The 21,148-nt window shown below is 67.9% G+C and carries 16 protein-coding genes; 3 read left to right on the top strand and 13 right to left on the bottom strand.

What is annotated here, in order from left to right; all coding sequences use genetic code 11:
* Positions 1–85: 85 nt before the first annotated feature.
* From OPU67_RS11185 to OPU67_RS11160, 6 genes are all read right to left on the bottom strand, one after another.
* Positions 86–1,534: a UdgX family uracil-DNA binding protein gene (locus tag OPU67_RS11185; RefSeq protein ID WP_267619617.1), complete on the bottom strand. Its 1,449-nt coding sequence runs from the start codon at positions 1,532–1,534 to the stop codon at positions 86–88.
* Between the two features lie 88 nt (positions 1,535–1,622).
* Positions 1,623–2,861, bottom strand: coding sequence for a putative DNA modification/repair radical SAM protein (locus OPU67_RS11180; RefSeq protein WP_267619616.1), 1,239 nt, complete (start codon positions 2,859–2,861; stop codon positions 1,623–1,625).
* An 88-nt stretch (positions 2,862–2,949) separates the two neighbouring features.
* Positions 2,950–3,282, bottom strand: a complete 333-nt coding sequence (locus OPU67_RS11175) for a PilZ domain-containing protein (protein ID WP_267619615.1) — start codon at positions 3,280–3,282, stop codon at positions 2,950–2,952.
* A 48-nt stretch (positions 3,283–3,330) separates the two neighbouring features.
* Entirely contained in the window at positions 3,331–5,091 is a 1,761-nt protein-coding gene (locus tag OPU67_RS11170; RefSeq protein WP_267619614.1) for a DUF6504 family protein, read from the bottom strand.
* Positions 4,973–5,752 (bottom strand): recA-like protein, encoded by a 780-nt coding sequence (locus tag OPU67_RS11165; protein WP_267619613.1) that lies wholly within the window; start codon positions 5,750–5,752, stop codon positions 4,973–4,975. The genes OPU67_RS11170 and OPU67_RS11165 overlap by 119 nt, the downstream gene beginning before the upstream one ends.
* A 101-nt stretch (positions 5,753–5,853) precedes the next feature.
* On the bottom strand, positions 5,854–7,413 hold the full coding sequence (locus OPU67_RS11160) for an amino acid permease (RefSeq protein ID WP_267619612.1): 1,560 nt from the start codon (positions 7,411–7,413) through the stop codon (positions 5,854–5,856).
* A 194-nt stretch (positions 7,414–7,607) separates the two neighbouring features.
* On the opposite strand from OPU67_RS11160, the gene panB reads away from it, so the two are divergent.
* Positions 7,608–8,480 carry a 3-methyl-2-oxobutanoate hydroxymethyltransferase gene (panB, locus tag OPU67_RS11155; protein ID WP_267619611.1) on the top strand — a complete coding sequence of 291 codons (873 nt, stop codon included), beginning with the start codon at positions 7,608–7,610 and terminating at the stop codon, positions 8,478–8,480.
* Here the strand turns inward: panB and OPU67_RS11150 are convergent.
* From OPU67_RS11150 to OPU67_RS11125, 6 genes are all read right to left on the bottom strand, one after another.
* Entirely contained in the window at positions 8,477–9,457 is a 981-nt protein-coding gene (locus OPU67_RS11150; RefSeq protein ID WP_267619610.1) for a bile acid:sodium symporter family protein, read from the bottom strand. The two genes, panB and OPU67_RS11150, sit on opposite strands and share 4 nt — an antisense overlap.
* Positions 9,458–9,502: 45 nt before the next feature.
* The gene (locus tag OPU67_RS11145) at positions 9,503–10,885 is read right to left on the bottom strand and encodes a tetratricopeptide repeat protein (protein ID WP_267619609.1); all 1,383 of its coding nucleotides are present in this window, start codon (positions 10,883–10,885) and stop codon (positions 9,503–9,505) included.
* Positions 10,886–10,982: 97 nt separating this feature from the next.
* The gene (prsR, locus tag OPU67_RS11140; protein ID WP_267619608.1) at positions 10,983–12,350 is read right to left on the bottom strand and encodes a PEP-CTERM-box response regulator transcription factor; all 1,368 of its coding nucleotides are present in this window, start codon (positions 12,348–12,350) and stop codon (positions 10,983–10,985) included.
* A complete protein-coding gene (gene prsK, locus OPU67_RS11135) occupies positions 12,350–14,476 on the bottom strand; it encodes an XrtA/PEP-CTERM system histidine kinase PrsK (protein ID WP_267619607.1) in 2,127 nt (708 codons plus the stop codon). Before prsK ends, prsR begins: the two co-directional genes overlap by 1 nt.
* Complete coding sequence (locus OPU67_RS11130) at positions 14,473–15,858, bottom strand: TIGR03013 family XrtA/PEP-CTERM system glycosyltransferase (RefSeq protein WP_267619606.1); 1,386 nt, start codon at positions 15,856–15,858, stop codon at positions 14,473–14,475. The genes prsK and OPU67_RS11130 overlap by 4 nt, the downstream gene beginning before the upstream one ends.
* A 194-nt stretch (positions 15,859–16,052) precedes the next feature.
* Positions 16,053–17,420 carry a helix-turn-helix domain-containing protein gene (locus tag OPU67_RS11125; RefSeq protein ID WP_267619605.1) on the bottom strand — a complete coding sequence of 456 codons (1,368 nt, stop codon included), beginning with the start codon at positions 17,418–17,420 and terminating at the stop codon, positions 16,053–16,055.
* Positions 17,421–17,597: 177 nt separating this feature from the next.
* Between OPU67_RS11125 and OPU67_RS11120 the strand changes: the two genes are divergently transcribed.
* Together OPU67_RS11120 and OPU67_RS11115 are read left to right on the top strand one after the other, a co-directional pair.
* Positions 17,598–19,196: an isocitrate lyase gene (locus OPU67_RS11120; protein ID WP_267619604.1), complete on the top strand. Its 1,599-nt coding sequence runs from the start codon at positions 17,598–17,600 to the stop codon at positions 19,194–19,196.
* Positions 19,197–19,306: 110 nt separating this feature from the next.
* Positions 19,307–19,492 (top strand): hypothetical protein, encoded by a 186-nt coding sequence (locus OPU67_RS11115; protein WP_267619603.1) that lies wholly within the window; start codon positions 19,307–19,309, stop codon positions 19,490–19,492.
* A gap of 134 nt (positions 19,493–19,626) precedes the next feature.
* On the opposite strand, the gene OPU67_RS11110 is transcribed toward OPU67_RS11115, so the two are convergent.
* Entirely contained in the window at positions 19,627–20,949 is a 1,323-nt protein-coding gene (locus OPU67_RS11110) for an amidohydrolase (protein ID WP_267619602.1), read from the bottom strand.
* Between the last annotated feature and the right edge of the window lie 199 nt (positions 20,950–21,148).

Genomic DNA, 21,148 nt, shown 5'->3' with positions numbered 1-21,148 from the left:
AACCACCCGAAGGGTGGTGGAGAGACGAGCCGCGTCCGCCCCTCCACCATGCTTCGCATGGTCCCCCTCCCCCGGTGGGGGAGGATCATCGCGCCAGCTCCCGGAGTCGCTCCCTCACCGCCGCGAGGTCGGCGGCGAAGAGGCGCGCCTGTTCCTCGCGCGCCTCGCCTTCGAGGCGCAGCAGGTAGGAGGGGTGGGCGGTGATCCACAGCTCGGTGCCGTCCTCGAGGCGCATGGGCTGCCCCCGCGCCTTGGTGATGCTCACCGTCTTGCCGAGCAGGCCGCGTGCGGCCGAGGCGCCGAGCGCCAGCACGAGGCGGGGCTGGACCAGATTGCGCTCGGCCTCGAGCCACCAGCGGCAGGTGTCGATCTCCTTGGCGCCCGGCGACTGGTGCAGCCGGCGCTTGCCCTTCCACACGAACTTGAAGTGCTTGACCGCATTGGTGACGTAGGCCTGGCTGCGGTCGATCCCGGCGCGCTCGAGATATTCGCCGAGGAGCTGCCCCGCCGGCCCGACGAAGGGCCGCCCGGCCCGATCCTCATGGTCGCCCGGCTGCTCGCCGACGATCATCAGCGGCGCGCCGAGAGCGCCCTCGCCCATCACCGCGCGGTTGTCGAGTTCGCCGATCGGGCACATCCGGCAGGCGTGGATCGCCGTGTCGATGCCCTCCAGCGTGGCGGGCCGCTCGCCCCTGTCGAGGCTCCCCGATGACACCATCTGCGCCTCCCGCGCCTGCGCCCCGGCGATCAGCTGCGGGATGAGCTCGGCCTCGGGCAGGTTCTTCCAATACTTCTTCGGCATCTCCGACAGCATCGCGGCCACCTTCAATCGCGCGGGATTGAATATAGCCGCATAGTAGGAGCGCCACAGGTCTTCGACCGGGTCACCCGACGGCGCGTCGGAACGCCGGGCGGGAGGACCCTCGCGCATGGTCTCACCGTCCCAGTGGATGCTGCCGCGCGGGGTGAGGATCGACCAGCGCATATTGGCGAAGCGGCGCATGAAGAAGGCCGCCTCGGCGCGGATGATGTGGTGATCGGGCTCGAACCAGGCGACGAAGTGCGGGGTGCCGTCTTCCTCCTCGACCTCGCGGAAGCGCACGAAGGCGTGCATCTTGTGCGCGTCGCGGCGCACCGCCTTGGCGAGCTCCTCCAGGCGGCGAACGTCGGGGTCGGCCTTGTCCTCCATCAGGCGCGGGAACCGCTGGAGCCGCCACAGCACGCGGTAGAGGAGGCCGAAGCGCGCCGGGTCCGAGTGGAGCGCGGCGCTCTTGGCGACCTCGAGGAAGCGCTTGCTGGCGCGCACCGACGGAGCGTCGGCGGGGGGGACCGGCAGCCGCTTCTCGCGGCGCGCGGGGCCCTCGACGGCGAAGAGGTCGCCCGTGCCGCCAGGCTCGATCCACGAGACGCGATCGGGCGGCACATCGCACTGGACAAGCCCCCGCGCCCGCTCGCGCCACGCCGCGAAGTCGTCGGGCGCCGGCAGATGGACGGCGTAGTGCGAGGCGATGGCGACGTTCTGCATCGCGGTCACCTCGCCCTCCGTTCGCCTCGAGCGAAGTCGAGAGGCTGTGGCCCAGCGTGTCTCGACTTCGCTCGACACGAACGGATGGAGGCAATCATCAGAACAGCTCCAGCTGCTCGACCTTCGGGGCGACAAGCCCCTTCAGATCGGCGCGGTCGGTCAGTAGCGTCGGGCGCCAGTCGACGGTGCAGATGAAGGGCCGCACCTTGGCGACCGAAGCCGTCAGCCGTGCGACATCCTCCAATCGCAAGCTGCGGTGCCGCCGTACGGCAAGGATGCGCGCGACTGCCTTGGTGCCGAGCCCCGGCACGCGCAGCAGCAGCTCGCGGGGCGCGCGGTTGACGTCGACCGGGAAGCTTGCGCGGAACTTCAGCGCCCAGGCCAGCTTGGGGTCAATATCGAGCGGCAGGTTGCCGTCCGCCTCGGCCGCGTCCGCCACCTCCCCGGGCGCGAAGCCGTAGAAGCGCATCAGCCAGTCCGACTGATACAGCCGGTGCTCGCGCAGCAGCGGCGGGCTCTTCAAGGGCAGCACGGCGGACGCATCGGGGATCGGCGAGAAGGCGCTGTAGTAGACGCGCCTCAGGCCGAAGCTGTCATAAAGCCGGCTCGCCTTGCCGATGATCGCCGCGTCATTGGCATCGTCGGCGCCGACGATCATCTGGGTCGACTGGCCCGCAGGCGCGAAGCGGGGGGCGTGGCGGAACTTCTTCCTCTCGTCCTTGGCGGTGAGGATGCGTTCCTTCGTACGCCCCATAGCGCCTTCGATCTGCCCTGCATTCTTGTCCGGGGCGAGCCGCGTCAGCCCGGTATCGGTCGGCAGCTCGACATTGATCGACACGCGGTCGGCATAGAGCCCGGCCTGATGGATGATCTCCGCATCGGCCTCGGGAATGGTCTTCAAGTGAATGTAGCCGCGAAAGTCGTGCTCCTCGCGCAGGATCCGGGCGACCTCGACGAGCTGCTCCATCGTGTGGTTCGCGCTCTTGACGATGCCCGAGGAGAGGAACAGCCCCTCGATGTAATTGCGACGATAGAAGTTCAGCGTGAGATCGACCACTTCCTGCGGCGTGAAGCGCGCGCGGGCGACGTTCGAGCTCTTGCGGTTGATGCAATAGTGGCAATCGAAGATGCAGTGGTTGGTTAGCAGGATCTTCAGGAGCGAAATGCAGCGCCCATCCGGCGCATAGGCGTGGCAGATGCCCATGCCCTCGGTCGAGCCGATGCCCTTCCCGCCGAGCGAGTTCTTCTTCGCCGTTCCCGAGGAGGCGCAGGAGGCGTCGTACTTCGCCGCGTCGGCGAGGATCGCAAGCTTCTGGCGGAGAGTGTGCTGGACCATGGGAACCGGAAACGCCTTTCGCGTTCCATATATGTTCTCACGCTCTGCCTGCCAAATGCAAAGCGTGCAAGCCGCACCGCCGGTGCGATCAGATGATGCGGCGCAGCTGCGGGCTGTCGGGTCCGGCCCCGCGGTTCTCGCACAGGAAGTCGAGCACCGCCGGATGCATCGCGCCTTCGAAGGCCACGCCGGCGTAATTTCCGTCCACCCACGCGATGATCCCGAGCGGGGCATTGATCCCGCCCACCTTCATGGCCACCCGATCGCCCATTTCGGCAAAGCCGAGCTTTCCGCGCAGCTTGCAGCCGCCTTCCGAGATGTCGACGAGATCCACATAGACCACCCGCGAGCTGACACGACTCTTCACCGTCATGCTCAGCGGCCGCCTTTCGGAGGAGCGCGGGATGGAATCGAGGTTCATATTGCGAGTTATTGCACAAACTGGGTAAATGAATGCTGAGCAAGACCCTCAGGCGAACAGGCCCTGCAGGAACCAGTCGGGCACCCCGCCCCGCCCGTCGCCGGCGATGCCACGGCGATAGATCCAGTAGCGCGCGCCCGCTTGGTCCTCGATGCGGTAATAGTCGCGCAGCCGCGTGGTCGAGCGTTCGCGCCACCATTCGGGCGCGATCCGCTCCGGCCCCTCGACCCGCACCACCTCGCGCACCGTTCCCCGCCAGCGGAAGCGCTGGGGGAAGCCGTCCGGCGAGGCATAGAGCACCGCAATCGGTTCGGGCCGGTCGAGCAGCTTCAGCGGGCGGGTGTGGAAGGCGAGCGCGCCTTGTTGGGGCGGCACGGGATCGAGCGGCGGCTGCCAGGCCTGCGCGCGCTCGGGCAGATGGCTGGCGCGGGCGACGGGGCGGGTCACCGCGCGTGGGCCGAGGCGCACGGTCAGCCGGTCGATGCAGGCAGCAAGCGCGGTGCCGTGCTCCTCGGCCGCCGCGTCGAGATCGGCCTGGGTGAGGGCCAGCGGCTCGCTCCAGCTGGCGCGCAGCTGGACGGTCTCGATCCCGAAGCCCGCATCGATATCGTCGAGCCGCTTGGCGAAGAGGCGGGTGATGTGAGCAGCCTCACGGGTCGCGGCAGCAAGCTCGATGCGGCGCATCAGCACCTCGCCATCCACGCGCCACAGCGCCAGTTCGAGCCGCCGCGCCCCCTCGCCCCGCGCCTCGAGCGCACGCCCCATGTCGCCGGCGAGGTCCTCGACCACGTGATCCAGCGGCGCGCGATGGCGCAGCGGCTCGGCGAGCCGGCGCTGGACCATCGGCATGGGGCGGGCGACGACCGGCAGCAGCGGTTCGGGCACCTTGCCCAGCAGCTGGTCGAGGCGCAGCAGCGGATTGGCAGCGGGCGAGGAGCGATTGCGGAAGCGGCGGCGCAGCGCATCGCGCGCGGCGGCCTCCCGGGCAAGGTCGTCCTCCCCCGCCCCGGTCACCCCCGCGAGTTCGCCGAGGCGCTTGATCCCGAGGCGGCGCAGCACGGTCAGCACGTCGTCGTCGAGGCGCAAGGCGGCCACCGGCAGATCAGCAAGGAGGCGGAGCATATCATCCTCCCCCGTCGGGGGAGGGGGACCATGCGCAGCATGGTGGAGGGGCGTGCGGCGTTGCCCCGATGCCCCAGCTTTCGGATCGCGGTCGCCCGCCCCTCCACCACCTTCGGTGGTCCCCCTCCCTTGAAGGGGAGGAATAATCGCCGCGCCCCGACCGTAATGCGCCAGCGCCCAAGCCGCTCCGGCGGTGGGCGCGAGGGCGGCGCGCACGGTGAGGCCGCGGGCGGCGAAGGCGCGCACGACATCGGCGAGGAGCGTCTCCTCGCCGCCGAAGAGGTGCGCGGCGCCGGTGACGTCGACCAGCACGCCGTCGGGCGGATCGAGCGCGCTCCACGGCCCCCAGCGCTGCGCCCACACGGCGAGCTTCTCGATCGCCGCGAGATCGCCCGCCGGATCGCCCGGCACGGCGGCGAGTTCGGGGCACAGCGCGCGCGCATCGGCGAGCAGCATCCCTGCCCGCGCACCCGCGGCAAGTCCGGCGTCGTTGGCGGCGGTTATGCGCGGGCCATGCGCCGTCTCGAGGATCAGCGCGGTAGGCGCTGCCTCGGCAGCGGGGCGATCTTCAGGCGCGTGCGACAGCCGCCAGCGATCGACCGACAGTCGCGCGAGCCAGACGGACAGAATCCGGCGCGGCAAAATCGCCGTCGGTATCGCGGGCGATGGCAAGGTGTGTGTGGTCATCGCTCAGCGTCCATTCGCCCGGCGCGTGGGCACGGGCACGAAACAGTTCGCCATGCCAGGTGGCGTTGCCGGGAGCGGCCGCGTTCCAGCGCGGCGGCGGCGACGGCGCGGCGCGGGCTCGCCAACGCATTCGCGCCGAGGAGAGGTCGGGCTCGGCATCCAATCGCACCAGCCACAGCCTGACCCCGTGCCGCTCGGCCGCGAGACTGAGGCGGCGCGAGGCGGTGAAGGACAGCGCTTTGGGGTTGCCCGCGATCTCGCCGATCACGCAGGCGAGGTCACGACAGCGCACGCCCTCTTCCAGCGCAAAGAGCGCGTCCTCGGGCGTGGCGGCGGCGACGTGGATCACCCGGTGACGCCACTCGCGCGGGAGCCCGGCAAGACAGGGCCGGCCGCCGCGCTTGATCGCCTGCCTGTCCTGCACCCAGAGGATCTGGCGGGTATCCTCCACCGCTCCGCTTTCTGCCGATGACGTCAAGGCGTCACGCGCCAGTGCCAGCGCCAGCCCCGCCCCGCTCGCCTCGGTGGCGGGGGCGAAAATCTCGGAGTGGAAGGGCTGCGCGGCAAGGCCCGGCCGCCAACGCGCCTCGGGCAGGGAGCGAGCCAGGACGCGCGCGGGCGAGGGTCTGAAGGACGAGGAAGGCATGGGCGAACGACTCATTTGTTCGCATTATGTTCCAACATCGCGCGCATGACAAATGCAAAGGGCGCGGGAAGCTGTCGCTCCCCGCGCCCACGAAACGCAGCGCCCCTTGCTTCAGGTCAATCTACGACCGGCCCGGGGAACTCGCCCATGTCCGGCGCCTCGTCCTGGTCCCGTCCGGTCTGAAGGTTCGAAGTGTGAATGCCATAGGCGAAGTAGATCACCAGACCGATCGCCAGATAGGCGAGGAACGCGACCAGCACGTGGCCCGGCACCGTGGTGATCAGATATGCGCAGGACAGGATGCCGAGCACCGGGAGCACCGGGTAGAAAGGCACCTTGAACCCGCGCGGCAGTTCCGGCGCGGCGCGGCGCAGGTAGATCACCGAAAGGCAGACGATCGCGAAGGCCGCAAGCGTGCCGACCGACGTCGCATCGCCTAGCAGGTTGATGTCGAGAAAGCCCGCCGCCAGCGCGGTGATCAGCCCGACCAGCAGGGTGTTGATCCACGGCGTCTGGTACTTGGGGTGCACCTTGGAAAAGACCCGCGGCAGCAACCCGTCGCGCGCCATGGTGTAGAAGATGCGGGTCTGGCCGTACATCAACACCAGCACCACCGACGTGAGGCCGATGATCGCGCCGATCTTGATGATCTTGGCGAGCCAGCCCCACTGCGGGCCGAAGGCGTCGACCACGACCGCGACCGGATCGGGCACGTTCAAGGTGTTGTAGGGCACCAGCAGCGTCATGATCGCGGCGACCAGCATATAGATCACCGTGCAGACCACGAGGCTGCCGATGATGCCGAAGGGCATATCCTTGGCCGGATCCTTGGCCTCCTGCCCAGCGGTCGACACCGCCTCGAACCCGATATAGGCGAAGAACACGATCGAGGCCGCGCGCATGATCCCGCTGACTCCGAACTCTCCGTCGCCCGTATTTTCCGGGATGAACGGCGTCCAGTTGGTCGAGACGAGCTCGGGCAGATTGGCGAGCACGATCATCCCGCCGACCCCGATGAAGGCGGCGAGCACGCTCACCTTGATGGCGACGATAATGTTGTTGACCTTGGCGCTTTCCGACACGCCCACCACCAGCAGCAGCGACAGCGCGATGCAGATCAGGAACGCGGGGAGGTTGAAGATCGTCACCACCGGCTGACCGTCAACCAGCACCGGCACGCCGTCGCGCAGCAATTGGTGACCGGTGGGTCCCGTCAAGACGGCTGGTATCTGCAAGCCGAAATCCGCGAGCAGACTGACGACATAGCCGCCCCAGCCCACCGCGACGACCGCCGCCGCAATCCCGTATTCGAGCAGCAGCAGCACGCCCATCGTCCAGGCGACGAACTCGCCCAGCGTGGTGTAGCCGTAGGTGTAGGCCGAGCCGGACACCGGAAGGGTCGAGGACAGCTCGGCATAGCACAGGCCGGCAAAGGCGCACACGATCCCGGCAACCACGAAGCTCAGCAGAACCGCCGGCCCTGCGTGAAGCGCCGCGGCACTGCCGGTGCGCACGAAGATGCCCGCCCCGATGATGCAGCCCACGCCCAGCAGCAGGAGGTTCCACTTGCCCAGCGTGCGCTTCAATTCGCTCGTCTCGGTCTCGCGCTGGACCTGGGCGATGGATTTGCGCGCGAACATCCGCTCGGCGATCGAGCGGTTCGGTCTTGTGGCCATCAGCAAGTCCCCCTGCACGCCGTCGCGGCGCGCGGCTTTACCGGATCAAGAAACATCTGAATTGGTCTCCCATGGATCGCATGGTATCTCCCCCGTGCGATCGAACGGGCGCAACGCTAGCGTCATATGCTCGCAAGACAAGCGGCAATGCGCGGGCTTTCCCCCAAGGCTCGCAGGCGCTAGACCCCCGTGCCATGTCCACGACCTTCCAGCTCGATACCAGCACGAGCCGTGCCAACCCCACCCCGCAGCCGATGCGGCGGCTGACGGTCCCGGCGATCCGTGCCCGCAAGACCGACGGCGAGACAGGGGAGCCGCTGGTGATGCTCACCGCCTACACCGCCCGTCAGGCGCAGCTTCTGGATGCGCATTGTGACCTGCTGCTGGTCGGGGACTCGCTCGGTCAGGTAATCTATGGCCTGCCTTCGACCGTCCCCGTCACGCTCGAGATGATGGCGAACCACGGGGCGGCGGTGGTGCGTGGGAGCTACCACTCGGTGGTCGTGGTCGATATGCCTTTCGGCTCCTATGAAGCCTCGTCCGAACAGGCCTTCGAGAGCGCCGCTTATCTCTTGAAGCAGACCGGCGCGGCCGCCGTGAAGCTCGAGGGCGGCGCGGCGATGGCGCCGACGGTCGCCTTCCTTGCGCAGCGCGGCATCCCGGTGATGGGCCATGTCGGCCTCACCCCGCAGGCGGTCAACGTGCTCGGCGGCTATGGTGCGCGGGGCCGCTCGGACGCCGAGGCGGAGAAGATCGTCTCCGACGCAAGGGCGCTGGACGAGGCGGGGGCCTTCGCGATCGTGATCGAGGGCGTCGTCGAACCGATCGCCATCGCCGCCACGCAGGCGGTCTCTTGCCCGACCATCGGCATCGGCGCCTCGGCCCGCTGCGACGGGCAGGTGCTCGTCACCGAGGACATGCTCGGCATGTTCGAGCGGGTCCCGCGCTTCGTGAAGCGCTACGAGGATATCGCGGGCGTGATCGACCGAACCGTCGCGCGCTACGCCGAGGAAGTGCGCGCGCGCAGCTTCCCGACCGCCGACCAGACCTATCAGCCCAAGGCCTAGTCCGTGCCGCTGGCGAGGCGCTGCGCGAGCGGCGCGGCGAGCACCAGCTGCGCGAGGTGGTAGAGCAGCAGCGGGGCGATGACGAAGCCCGCGTTCGTCGCGCCGAACAGGATCGCGGCAAGCGGGGCGCCGGTGGCGACGCTCTTCTGCGAGCCGGCGAAAAGGAAGGCGATGCGGTCGGGGCGCGGCAGGCCGATGATCCCGGCGAGACCCCAGGCGCATGCCACCGCCACTCCCAGCATCGCCAGCACCAGCCCGATCAGCGCGAGCCAGTCTTGGGGCGCGAACATCGTCGCCAGACCCTGCTCGACCGCGCCGGAAAAGGCGACATAGACCGCGATGCCGATGATGGCGCGATCGAGCCAGGCGATCGACTCGCGATGCGCAGCAAGCCGGTCGATCACCCGGTCCTGGAGGACCTGTCCGAGAACGAAGGGCAGGATGAGGATGAGGCCGATACGGACGATGGCATCGCTGCCGATCTCGCCCGCCGCGCCGCCGCCGACCGCAGCGAAGATCGGGGCGCTCACGAATACGCCCGTGATGTTGATGAGCGCCGCCCCTACGACCGCGAGCGCGACATTACCGCGCGCAAGGCTGGTATAGGATGTCGCCGATTGCACCGTCGATGGCAGGCTGCCGAGATAGATGAAACCGACCGCGACGAGCGGCGGCAGGATCGGCGCGGCGAGCCTCGCAAAGCCGAGGCCAATGAGGGTCATGCCGCCGAAGACGAACAGGGTCAGCGGCCCGAAATAGCGCCAGTTGGCGAGCCCACGGGCAATCTCGCTGCGGCGGATGCGTATCCCGTTGACCAGGAAGAGGATGAAGATGCCCCCGTTCGAGACATTCGTCGCCGTCGCCCGCGCCTCGCCGGCTGCGGGCAGGACGAGCGCGAGCGCCGTCGCAACCACCAGCACGGCGATCATCGGGTCGCGGAGGATGGGAAAGCGCGATGCGGCGGCGGGCTGGGACATCGCCCGGCCCTGCCCGCCCCGGCCATGCTTGTCGAGAGGCGTGGTTTATGGCGCGGCGAGCGGGTGTGGACGCGCCTCGGCTAGAAGCGCGGCGAAGCGGCTGGCCGCCGTCGCATCGCGGAGCGCCCGTGCCGCGCGCAGCCTCGATGCGAGCAGCGCCGGATCATGTCCCGCGCCGAGCGCCACGGCATGATCGAGCAGCAGCGCCGCACTGCGCCAGTCGCGGCGCTCCGCCTGGCGCCTTGCGAGTGCAATTAGCGCGCTCGCCGTCTCGGGCTCGCCGGCGGCGTGCTCGGCGAGCAGTGAACCCGCTGTAACGTCATCGCCCATGCGGGTATGGGCCCACACAAGCTTGCGGGTCAGCGGCCAGGGACGCCGTGCCTCCGATGCACGCGCATAGGCGCCGAGCGCTGCGCGCACGTCGCCCGTGCCGAGGAGCACGTCTCCGGTCAGACTCGCAACATCGGCCGAAGCGGGCAACCGCGCGCGCAGCGCCTCGGCCCGGCTGCGCGCTCCGGCAAAGTCGTTTGCGATCAGCGCCTGCCGTGCTTCCATGCTCGGCAAGGGCAAGCCGCTGCGCGGGGCCAGCACGGCAGGGGCGGTGCGCAGCGCTCCGTAAGCCTTCGCCAGAAGCGGAGCGGCAGCGGCGCGATCCCCGATCTTTTCATGCGCACGGGCCACCAGCATCACGAGATAGGGGGACGCCTCGGGCCGTCCTGCATCCTCGCCAAACCGCGCGATCACCGCATCGGGATGACCGCCGGCAAGCAAGGCGTGCGCGAGCAGCTCGCGCACCCGCGTATTGCCGGGCTGGCGGCCAGCGAGGCCATCGAGGGTTGCGGCGGCGCTTTCGGCGTTGCCTTGTCTCAGGTCGATGAGCGCATCGAGGAGCAGGGCCGCCGGCACCCCGCGCGTCGCCATGCCGCTGCGTGCCAGCAGGCTGCGGGCGAGCGTGTCCCTGCCGCCGCGTTCTGCGAGGACAGCCTGGAGATAGAAAACGCGCGGATCTTCCGGAGCGAGGTCCGCGAGCTCGCGCACCGCCGCTAGCATCGCTTGGGCTTCGCCAGCATCGCCGAGGGCGGCAGCGTATTCTGCCCGGATGTCGGGGTTTTGCGGATCGGCCTCGACCGCCGCCTCGAACCAGCGGCGTGCCTCGGCGAACCCGTGCGCGTCGCGGACCATCAAGGCGCGCAGCAGTAAGGCAGGACCGTGATCGGGACCGAGGGCAAGCGCACGGTCGGCCGCCTCGAGCGCGGTCAGATGCTCGCCGCCGCGCAGCCGCAAGCGGGCGATCGCAAGCCACAGGTCAGGGTTTTCGGGCGCGAGGCTGCGCGCGGTATCGAGCGTGCGCCCGGCATCGGCAAGGTCGCCACGTACCAAGGCCGCATCGGAATCCTCGAGCAGTTTGCCAAGACTTGCGGGGCGCATGGCGGCATCCCTGTGCGCGGGATTGTCCGGCGAGTTCGAGCAGCCGGTCAGGCCTGCCAACAGCACAAGTGCCGACGCCGCCAGTCCGGCGAGGCTCCTAGGTCTGCAAGTCATACTGCTTCAAAAGGTCATACAGCGTCGGGCGGCTGATCCCGAGCAGCTTGGCGGTGCTCGAGATGTTGCCCTCGCTGCGAGACAGCGCGTGGCGGATCACCCGGCGATCGGCAGCCTCGCGCGCGGCCTTGAGGTTGAGGACGTCGGCGTGCTCCTCCTCCTTCGCATCAAGGTCCAGATCCTCCGCGCTGACCAGCTTGCCGTCCGCCATTATGACGGCCCGCTTCACGCGGTTCTCCAGCTCGCGCACATTGCCCGGCCAGTCATGCGCGTCGATCGCGGCCAGCGCATCGGGCGCAAAGCCGGTGACGGTGGGATTCATCTCGGCGGCGAAACGCTTGAGGAAGGCCTTGGCGAGCAGCACCGGATCGCCGTGGCGCTCGGCAAGGCCGGGGATGCGGACAACGATCTCCGCGAGGCGGTAGAACAAATCTTCGCGGAAGGCGCCCGCGCCGATCATGCTCTCGAGATCCTGGTGCGTGGCGCACACGATGCGCGTGTTGACGGCGATCGCCCTGCGGCCGCCGACCCGTTCGATGGTGCGCTCCTGAAGGAAACGAAGCAGCTTGACCTGGAGCGGCAGGGGGATGTCACCCACCTCGTCTAGGAACAGCGTGCCCCCGTCAGCGCTCTCGATCTTGCCTTCGGTGGTCTTGACCGCCCCGGTGAAGGCGCCTTTCTCGTGCCCGAACAGTTCGCTTTCCAGCAGGGTCTCGGGGATCGCGGCGCAGTTGATCGCGACGAAAGGTCCGCCCGCCCGGTCGCTCGCCTCGTGGAGCCCGCGGGCGAGCAACTCCTTCCCCGTCCCGCTCGCACCGAGCAGCATGACCGAGACACTGGTGCGCGCCACGCGCTCGATGGTGCGTGCGACCTTGACCATTTCGGGGGCCCCGGTGATCATCCGGCCGAGCACGGTCTTGTCGGCGCTGGAGGAGGCGACGAGGCGGCGGTTCTCTTCCTCGATGGCGCGAAGATTGAAGGCGCGGCGCACGATCAGGCCGAGCGCGTCGATATCGATCGGCTTCTGGTAGAAGTCGTAGGCCCCTCGCGCGATGGCCGCGAGCGCGCTTTCGCGCGCGCCATGACCGCTGGCGACGATCACCTTGGTGTCGGGCTTCAAGGCCATGATCGCATCGAGCACGGCGAATCCCTCGGTGGTTCCGTCCGGATCGGGCGGCAGGCCGAGATCGAGCGTGACCACGCCCGGCGCCTCGGCGCGCAGCGCGGCAATCGCGCTGTCGCGGTCGCTGGCGATCACCACCTCGAAATCGTCGTAAGCCCATTTGAGCTGGGCCTGAAGACCCGGATCATCCTCGATCACCAGCAGGACGGGTCTTCTGTCGGCAGCCATCACGCCATCTCCTGCGCTGCAATTTCGTCCGGTCCGCGTGTCGCGAGCAGACGGGCCGCCTCGGTGATCGGCAAGACCACGGCGAATCGCGTTCCGAGCCCCTCGCGGCTCTCCACCGTCAGACGTCCGCCCATCGCTCGGATCAGTTCGCGCGCCTCGAAGGCACCGATCCCGAACCCGCCGTTCTTCGATGACACAAAGGGTTTGAACAGGCCGGTGCGGATGAACTCGGGGCTCATGCCCTTGCCCGAATCGACCACCTCAATCGCGCCATGCAGCCCCTCCACGGTCACGTCGAGGAACACCGGCATGGCAGGCGCGCTTGCGTCGATGGCGTTCTGGACGAGGTGGATCAGGGCCTGTTCCAGTCCGTCGCGGTTGCCCATCACAGTGACCGGCGCATCGCGGGTCAGCGCCACCGGGTGAACCCCGGCGAAGCGCGCAGCCACGTCCCGGGCAAGCGACACCAGCTCGATCGGCGCAAAATCGCTCACCTGGCCCGCACCATACCGCCCCAGCCGGGCCAGAAGCGCGGAGAGCTTGTCGGCCGAATTGCGCAGCGTCACCAGCATATCGGCGCGGAACGCCGGATTGTCGGCGTGCTTCTCGGCATTGGCGGCGAGCAGCGAGAGCTGGCTGACGAGGTTCTTGATGTCATGCATCACGAAGGCCATTCGGCGGTTGAATTCGTCGAAGCGGCTCGCATCCATCAGCGCCTGTTGCCCGGCCTGTTCGGCAAGGTAGCTGGCGAGCTGCTGGCCGGCGACGCGCAGCAGGTCGAAGTCCTCCCAATCGAGCTGACGGGCGGTGCGCGGGCGCGCGAGAACGATCACGCCGACGAGCCGATCGAAATGGATCAGCGGCACAAGCGCCCAGGCGTCCTCGGCCTCGGCGAGCCAGGCCGGCACCTCGGATGTCTCGCCGTGGTGGTCGACGCCGCGCCTCACCTCGTCCAAGGCAAGAACGAAATTGTGTTGCTCCATCAGGCTCGAAAGGCGGTACTCCCCGGCGATGGCCGGGACGGCGATGGTCGGCCAGTTCCAGCGGGCGACGAGTTCGAGCCGGGCTTCCTCGCTCGGCATCAGCAGCAGGCCCGCCGGGCTTTCGGTGATGTCGGCAAGCGCCTGGACGGCGCGCTCCTCGAGGCTCGCATTGCCGGATCCGGCACGCCCGATGGTGCGGGTGAACCGCAGCCATTCCTGCCGGTAGTCGTAGCGGTGCTGGAACAGGTGCTTGGACGCCGTGACCCGCAGCCAGCCCCTCACGCGCGGTGAAGGCAAGGCGAGCGCGGCGGCAAGGATACCGACCGCGGCGAAGACCGCCTGACCGCCACGCGTCGCATCGCCGCCGATCAGATCGATCGCCTTGGTCACCAGCAGCAAGGCAGAAAGATAGGCTCCGATCAGCAGCAGCGAGAGCGTACGGAAGGTGACCGCGCGCGACGGGCTGAACTGCACGCGCGGGCCCGCAGCATTCATCCCGAGCGCAGAGAGGAAGGTCATGACACCGGCGAACAAGCCGCGCAGGTCGCGCAGCGCCGTCGGCACCTCGCCGCCGAGGTAGGAAAGAGCGTGGAGGTTGAGATCGTAGGCGAAGATCCCGGCCAGCGCCACGCCGGTCCAGCGCAGCACCGGGCGCAGCGCATTGTCGGCGCCGGCATAGAGATTGTGAAGCAGCATCAGCGCACCGATCGCCACCGGCATATCGATCAGCAATCGCGCGGTGAACACCGCCTCTGCGACATCGGGATTGCCGGCAAAGCGATGCCCGGCGAACAGCACCACCGGCTGGAAGAGCTGCACCATCACGATCGCGATGATGACGGGCCGCACCGGAAGCAGGCTCTCGCTACGGCCGTCGGCGGCGAACAGGCTGAAGATCGTGGCGACGAGTGCCAGGTTGCGGACCACCGCCGCGATGCTCGCCGCGTCGTGATCCGGGCCGAGCGCTGCCGAAAGAGCACACCAGGCGCCGCTTGCCGCAGCGGCAACCATGAGCCCCGTGCGATCCGGCCGGCTGCGCTCGCCGTAACGCCACAGCCAGGCGAGCGCGAGGGTGCTGAGGCACGCCCCTGCCGCCCAGGCGAACAGGCCCAGCAGCGCGGCAAGCGTCTGCGCCGTGGTCACCGCGCCCCCTCAGGCCAGAGGATCACCCGCAAGGTCTGGAGCAGGATCACGAAATCGAGGAAGGGCGTGTAGTTCTTGGCGTAGTAGAGATCATATTCGAGCTTGCAGCGGCTGTCCTCGACCGAAGCGCCATAGGGATAGTTGATCTGCGCCCATCCGGTGATCCCCGGCTTCACCATGTGCCGCTCGCCGTAGAAGGGGATCTCCTCTTCGAGGCTCTCGACGAAGGACGGCACCTCGGGTCGCGGGCCGACGAAGCTCATCTCGCCCTTCAGGACGCTCCAGGTCTGGGGCAGTTCGTCGATGCGGACCTTGCGGATGAAGCGTCCGAGGCGGGTGACGCGCGGATCGTCCTTCTCGGCCCACTTGGCACCGTCCTTCTCGGCATCGGTGCGCATCGAGCGCAGCTTCACGATCGTGAAGGGCTCGCCATAGAGCCCGATCCGCTGTTGGCGGAAGAAGGCCGGTCCCTTGCTGTCCAGCTTCACGAGCAGCGCGAAGAGGACGATGATCGGCAGCGTCAGCGTGAGCAGGACGAGGCTCGCGGTGATGTCGAATATGCGCTTGACCGCGCTTGAGAACATCCGACTGCTGGAAAAGCCGTCCGAGAAGATCAGCCACGAAGGATTGACCGTGTCGAGGTCGATCTTGCCCGTCTCACGCTCGATGAAGCTCGAGAAGTCGTTGACGTGGACGCCCTTGGTCTTAATCCGCAGCAGATCCTTCAGCGGCAGCGCGTTGCGGCGCTCCTGAAGCGCGAGTACCACCTCGGAGACGCCGAGGTTTTCGACGAAGCGGCCGAGATCGTGGATCGCCGCGCGCGGGATCGCCTCCTCCACCCGCCGCTGGTCCTCGCTCATGGCGATATAGGCGACGATGGCAAAGCCGCTCTCCGGCTTCTCGCCCAGTTCGCGCAAGCGCTGCGCCCGGTCCCCCGCGCCCAGAACCATCACGCGGCGACGAAAGGCGGAGGAGCCGAGGAAGGAATTGAGCAGCAGGCGGTCTGCAATCAGCACCAGGATCGCCAGACCCATGGTGTAGAGCAGGGTCGAGCGCCAGAACCAGTCGCTGGGGATGACGAAATCGATGAACGCCAGAGCGATGATGCCGAGGCTGATCGCCACCAGCACCCGCGCACCGGCAAATCGCAGGGACCTCAGCGCGTTGGGACCGTAGACACCGACCGCGATCATCGCGAGCCAGATCACCCCTGCCGTGCCGAACAGGGCGAAGGCCCGCTCGGCAACCGGCGTCGGCCCCATGCCGATCTGATGGATGCGCCATTGCCAGGCGGTCTCGACCGCCAGGACCAGCAGGCACAGGTCGAGCAAGCCGAGCAGCAGCACGGCGTGCGGGATGTAGTGCTTGAACAGGCGGATCATATGCGCGGGGTGTCCGGTCAACCTTGCAAGGTCATCGGATTACCCGCGAGAGGTGAAATGTCGGTAAACTTTACACTAACCCGCCGGCAGGCCGTCCCGTGGTCGACGTCATGGGCGGCATCAGTGCCCGCTCATGCCCGTGCGTTCTTGCTGCATCGAGTTACGAACACGCGGAAATTCTGACGGATACGTCTTCACCGTTCGGAAGCGGGTCGCAGGCGCGGGAGCGTCCCGGCGAGCCGCGCCGGTGCTGGGGTCAGACATTCCGACCTCCCGCACCTGAGGCAAGGTGTGCCAAGCGGCACCGCATCGGCCCGGTCGAGCGAGACGCCTCGCGCGTGAGCGAGATCGCCCGCAAACCGCGCCTCGAGCCCCAGCACCACCGCACGGCGACCTGCGCACATCACACCGTCGCCATCTACGGTGCGGGTGATGGTGAACCAGTGCCGCGCCGCCCCCTCCCCCTCGCCGAAGGTCACCGCCTGGGTCAGCACCGTGCCCGGCCGCTCGAACGCGGCGTAGGGCACCCAGGCCGGCCAGCGCGCCCCCTCCAGAGGGTAGAGCGCGCCGCTTCCGCCGGCGGTGAAGCGGGTCATCCGCCCGGCCCGGTCGATCACCGCCATGAAGAAGGGCAGGCCCCGCTCGCCGACCCGCCCGAGCGTTGTCAGCCGCTCGGCAACCTGATCGAAGCTGACCGCGAAGCGGCGCTGGAGGACCGCAAGGTCGTATCCGGTCGCCTCGCAGGCGCGCAGGAAGCGGCGGTAGGGCAGCAGCAGCGCGCCGGCGAGGTAATCAGCAATGTGTTCGCGCAAGGCATCGCGCGCCTCGGCGGCGGCGAGGTTCGCGCCCGCGACAATCGTCTCGATCCCCTCGCGCATTTCCAGAATGCCGACCTGACGCGCGATCTGGAACCGCCGCGCAGCGCCGGGCAGCATCTCGGAGAGCTGGAGCTGGCGCGCGTGCAGATCAAGCCGATGAACCTGCCCGGGCATGACCTCGGCTGGCAGCACGCGGACCGAGAGCTGGTGCTTCTCGCGCAGGCGCTCGGAAAGCGCCGCGCTGATCTCCCCGCGCGACAGGCGCAGCTCGTCGGCAAGGTGTTCGGCAGCATGATCGAGATCGGCAAAGTGATTCTGCCAACGCTCGACCGCACGGCGCACGGCCACCTCGGCATCTTCGAGGACAAGTCGCTCGCCGCCGCCTGCACCGCCGCCTTTGTCGTAAAGGCGCGCGAAGGCAGCCGCGATCTGCGGGGCCGCTGCGAGAAACTCCTGCACCTCCTCCCGATCGATCCCGAGGTCGCCGAAGCGCTTGTCGGCGAGGCGGCGCACCATGCCGTCGAGTCCGCCGATCGCATCGTCCTCGCGCAGGGATCGCGGGTCGAAGTCGAAGCGCTCGATCACCTGCACCAGCACACGCGCAGACAAGGGGCGCTGGTTACGCTCGATGAGGTTAAGGTAGGAGGGCGAGATGCCCAGCAGGCTGGCCATCGCCGCCTGGGTGAGGCTTTCACGCTTGCGCAGGCGGCGCAGGGCAGGTCCGGCAAGGAGGGTGTCGCTCATGCGACCTTGTAAACTTAATTACAGATTGACACAAGATCGCGGGCAATTGTCCGTATAGCGACACGATTTTCTGTAAGTTTCCCTGTCATGCTGCGCCGCACCACGGCACATCGCGACATATCCAGTGGCGAGTCACGGGATCGGACTCACCCTCCCCAGGATGGACAGGAGAAGCACATGACCTACCAGAACACCATCGCCCGGATGCGCGAGATCGTCACCGCCAACGGGCCGAGCTGGGCCGCGATCGATCCCGAGAGCGCCGCGCGCATGGCGATCCAGAACCGCTTCGCCACCGGCCTCGACATCGCCAAGTACACCGCCAAGATCATGCGCGCCGACATGGCCGCCTATGACGCCGACCCCGCGCAGTACACCCAGTCGCTGGGCTGCTGGCACGGCTTCATCGCGCAACAGAAGCTGATCGCGATCAAGAAGCACTTCGGCTCGACCAAGCGCCGCTACCTCTACCTCTCGGGCTGGATGGTCGCCGCGCTGCGCAGCGAATTCGGCCCGCTGCCCGACCAGTCGATGCACGAGAAGACCTCGGTGCCCGCGCTGATCGAGGAGCTCTACACCTTCCTGAAGCAGGCCGACGCCCGCGAGCTGGGCATGATGTTCCGCGCGCTCGACGCCGCTCGCAAGGCTGGTGACGCGGTCGAAGCCAAGCGCCTCGAGAACGCGATCGACAATTACGAAACCCACGTGGTGCCGATCATCGCCGACATCGATGCGGGCTTCGGCAATGCCGAGGCGACCTACCTCCTCGCCAAGAAGATGATCGAGGCGGGCGCCTGCGCGCTCCAGATTGAGAACCAGGTTTCGGACGAAAAGCAATGCGGCCACCAGGACGGCAAGGTCACCGTGCCGCACGAGGACTTCCTCCAGAAGATCCGCGCCTGCCGCCATGCCTTCCTCGAACTCGGCATCGACAACGGCATCATCGTCGCCCGCACCGACTCGCTCGGCGCCGGCCTGACCAAGCAGATCGCTTTCTCGAAGGAGCCGGGCGATCTGGGCGACCAGTACAACAGCTTCCTCGATGCCGATGAAGTCGATCCGGCCAACATCACCAATGGCCAGGTCTTCATCAGCCGCGACGGCAAGCTGCTCGCCCCCAAGCGTCTGCCTTCGAACCTCTACCAGTTCCGCCCCGGCACGGGCGAGGACCGCGTGGTGCTCGATTGCATCACCTCGCTCCAGAACGGGGCCGACCTGCTCTGGATCGAGACCGAGAAGCCCCACGTCGAACAGATCGCCGGCATGGTCGACCGCATCCGCGAAGTCGTGCCGAACGCCAAGCTCGTCTACAACAACTCGCCCAGCTTCAACTGGACGCTGAACTTCCGCCAGCAGGTGTTCGACGCCTGGGAAGCGGCGGGCAAGGACGTGTCGGCCTATGACCGCGCGAAGCTCATGAGCGTCGACTACGACGGCACCGAACTGTCGGACGAGGCCGACGAGAAGATCCGCACCTTCCAGCGCGACGCCGCTGCGCGGGCGGGCATCTTCCACCACCTCATCACCCTGCCGACCTACCACACCGCAGCCCTCAGCACCGACAACCTTGCCCGCGAGTATTTTGGCGAGGCGGGGATGCTCGGCTACGTCAAGAACGTGCAGCGCGAGGAGATCCGTCAGGGCATCGCCTGCGTGAAGCACCAGAACATGTCGGGCTCCGACATCGGTGACGATCACAAGGAGTATTTCGCCGGCGAAGCCGCGCTCAAAGCGGGCGGCATCCACAACACGATGAACCAGTTCGAGGCCGCGTAAGCGCCTCGCGAGGGTTGGGAGAGAATCCCGGGAGGACCGGACAATCCGGCCTTCCGGGAGCCGCCCGAACCGCCTAAGGACGGCGGGTGACACCACCCAGGGAGAGTGACATGACCGATACCGACACCCCCAAGACCGAGCCCGCCCGCGCCCGTGCGCTGCTCTCGACCGCCGACATGAAGCTCCTGCGCCGCGCACTCGAGAGCCACGCCCGCAACACCGAGGACCGCGAAGAGCTGGCCAAGATCAACGCGCTCCACCACCGCCTTGGCACCTACGTGCCCTCGGGCACCTGAGGCGCGGGAAACCCGTTTCACAGTTCTCCTGGGGAGGAGAAACGGCCGCCGGAACGTTGCCTGATCGGGTGCGATCCGGCGGCCGAATTGTTTTCCTCCGCTCCCGGCCTTGCTCAGGCTGCCGGAGGGCAGTCCTACTTCTTCGCCATGATCCCGAGCGCCGCGGAGGTCATCGCCTCGGTGGCCGTGGCGATCACCACCGGCGCATCGGGCGCCCAGAACGGCGAGTGCAGCGAGGGCAGTTCGATTTCCCCCTTCTGCGCGCGTTCCCACTGGCTCTGCGGCACCCCGCCGACCCAGAAAATGAGCGACTGCACATTCGCCTTGTCGGCCCTGTAGAACTGGCTGAAGTCCTCCCCGCCCATCACGCTCGGCACCTCCGCGACCCGTTCGCCGAAGCGCGCTTTAAGCCCGGCGGCGACCCGGTCGGTGAACTCGGGCGTGTTGTAGGTCGCGGGCGTATAGGGTTCCTGCACCGCCACGCGCGGCAGCTTGTCCTCCGGCATCCCGGCCGCAATCGCCTCGCCGCGCGCGATCCGGGCAATGCCGTCGAGCAGGTGCTTCCGCGTCTCGTCGCTGTAGCTCCTCACCGTGATCTGGAGCCGCGCCTCGTCGGGGATGATGTTGTGCTTGGCCCCGGCCTGGAAGCTGCCCACGGTCACCACCGCCGGATCGTTGGGGTTGAGCTCGCGGCTCACCAGCGTCTGCAGCCGCATGACGATCGAGGACGCGATCACCACCGGGTCCTTCGTCGTGTGCGGATAGGCGCCGTGGCCGCCCACCCCCGGCACGGTCACATCGACGCTATCGACATTGGCGAGCGCGAAGCCCTTGGTGTAGCCAATCTGCCCGGCGGGATATTGAGCCGCGTCGTGAAAGGCGAGCACATAGTCGGGCTTGGGAAAGCGCGTGTAGAGCCCGTCGTCGATCATCGCCTTGGCGCCCAGTCCGATCTCCTCGGCGGGCTGGAGGATCATCACCAGCGTGCCCGACCATTCGGCCTTGCGCTCGCTCAGCAGCTTGGCGGTGCCGATCCATGCAGTCATGTGGGTGTCGTGCCCGCAGGCATGCATCACGCCCGTTTCGGTGCCGTTCTGGGCGACGGCGCGGACCTTAGAGGCGAAGGGCAGCCCGGTCTGTTCGACCACTGGCAATCCGTCCATGTCGGCGCGCAGCAGCAGCACCGGGCCGGGGCCGTTCTCCATCACCGCAACCACGCCGGTCTTGCCGACGCCCTCGGTCACCTTGAAGCCCATCGCCCGCGCCCGGGCGGCGAGTTTCTTGGCGGTTTCGACCTCCTGAAAACTCAGTTCGGGGTGGGCGTGCAGATCGCGGTAGAGCGCATTGAGATCGGGCATCTGCGCCGCCACCGCATCGCGCAGTTCGTCCGCGGCCGCCGGTGCCGCCATCCCCAGCGCCAGCACGCTCGCCGCCGCCAGCCTGCCCATCATCCGCATTGCATCACTCCCTTCACCTTGGCGCACCCATCCCTGAATGATGAGACACTTGAGACACTGTCCTGAAAGCGAAAACTGCACTGCCCCCTGCGACCCCCGCGCCCTCCACGTGGCGCAAGAGGGCGCAATGAACAGGAAGGAGCCTTTGCACGATCATCCGCCTATGATGGCACAGCCAGCATGGCGTAGGAAATCGATC

This window comes from Erythrobacter sp. WG (genome assembly GCF_026586795.1).
Lineage (GTDB): Bacteria > Pseudomonadota > Alphaproteobacteria > Sphingomonadales > Sphingomonadaceae > Erythrobacter.
This window is presented reverse-complemented; position numbering and strand designations above follow the sequence as displayed.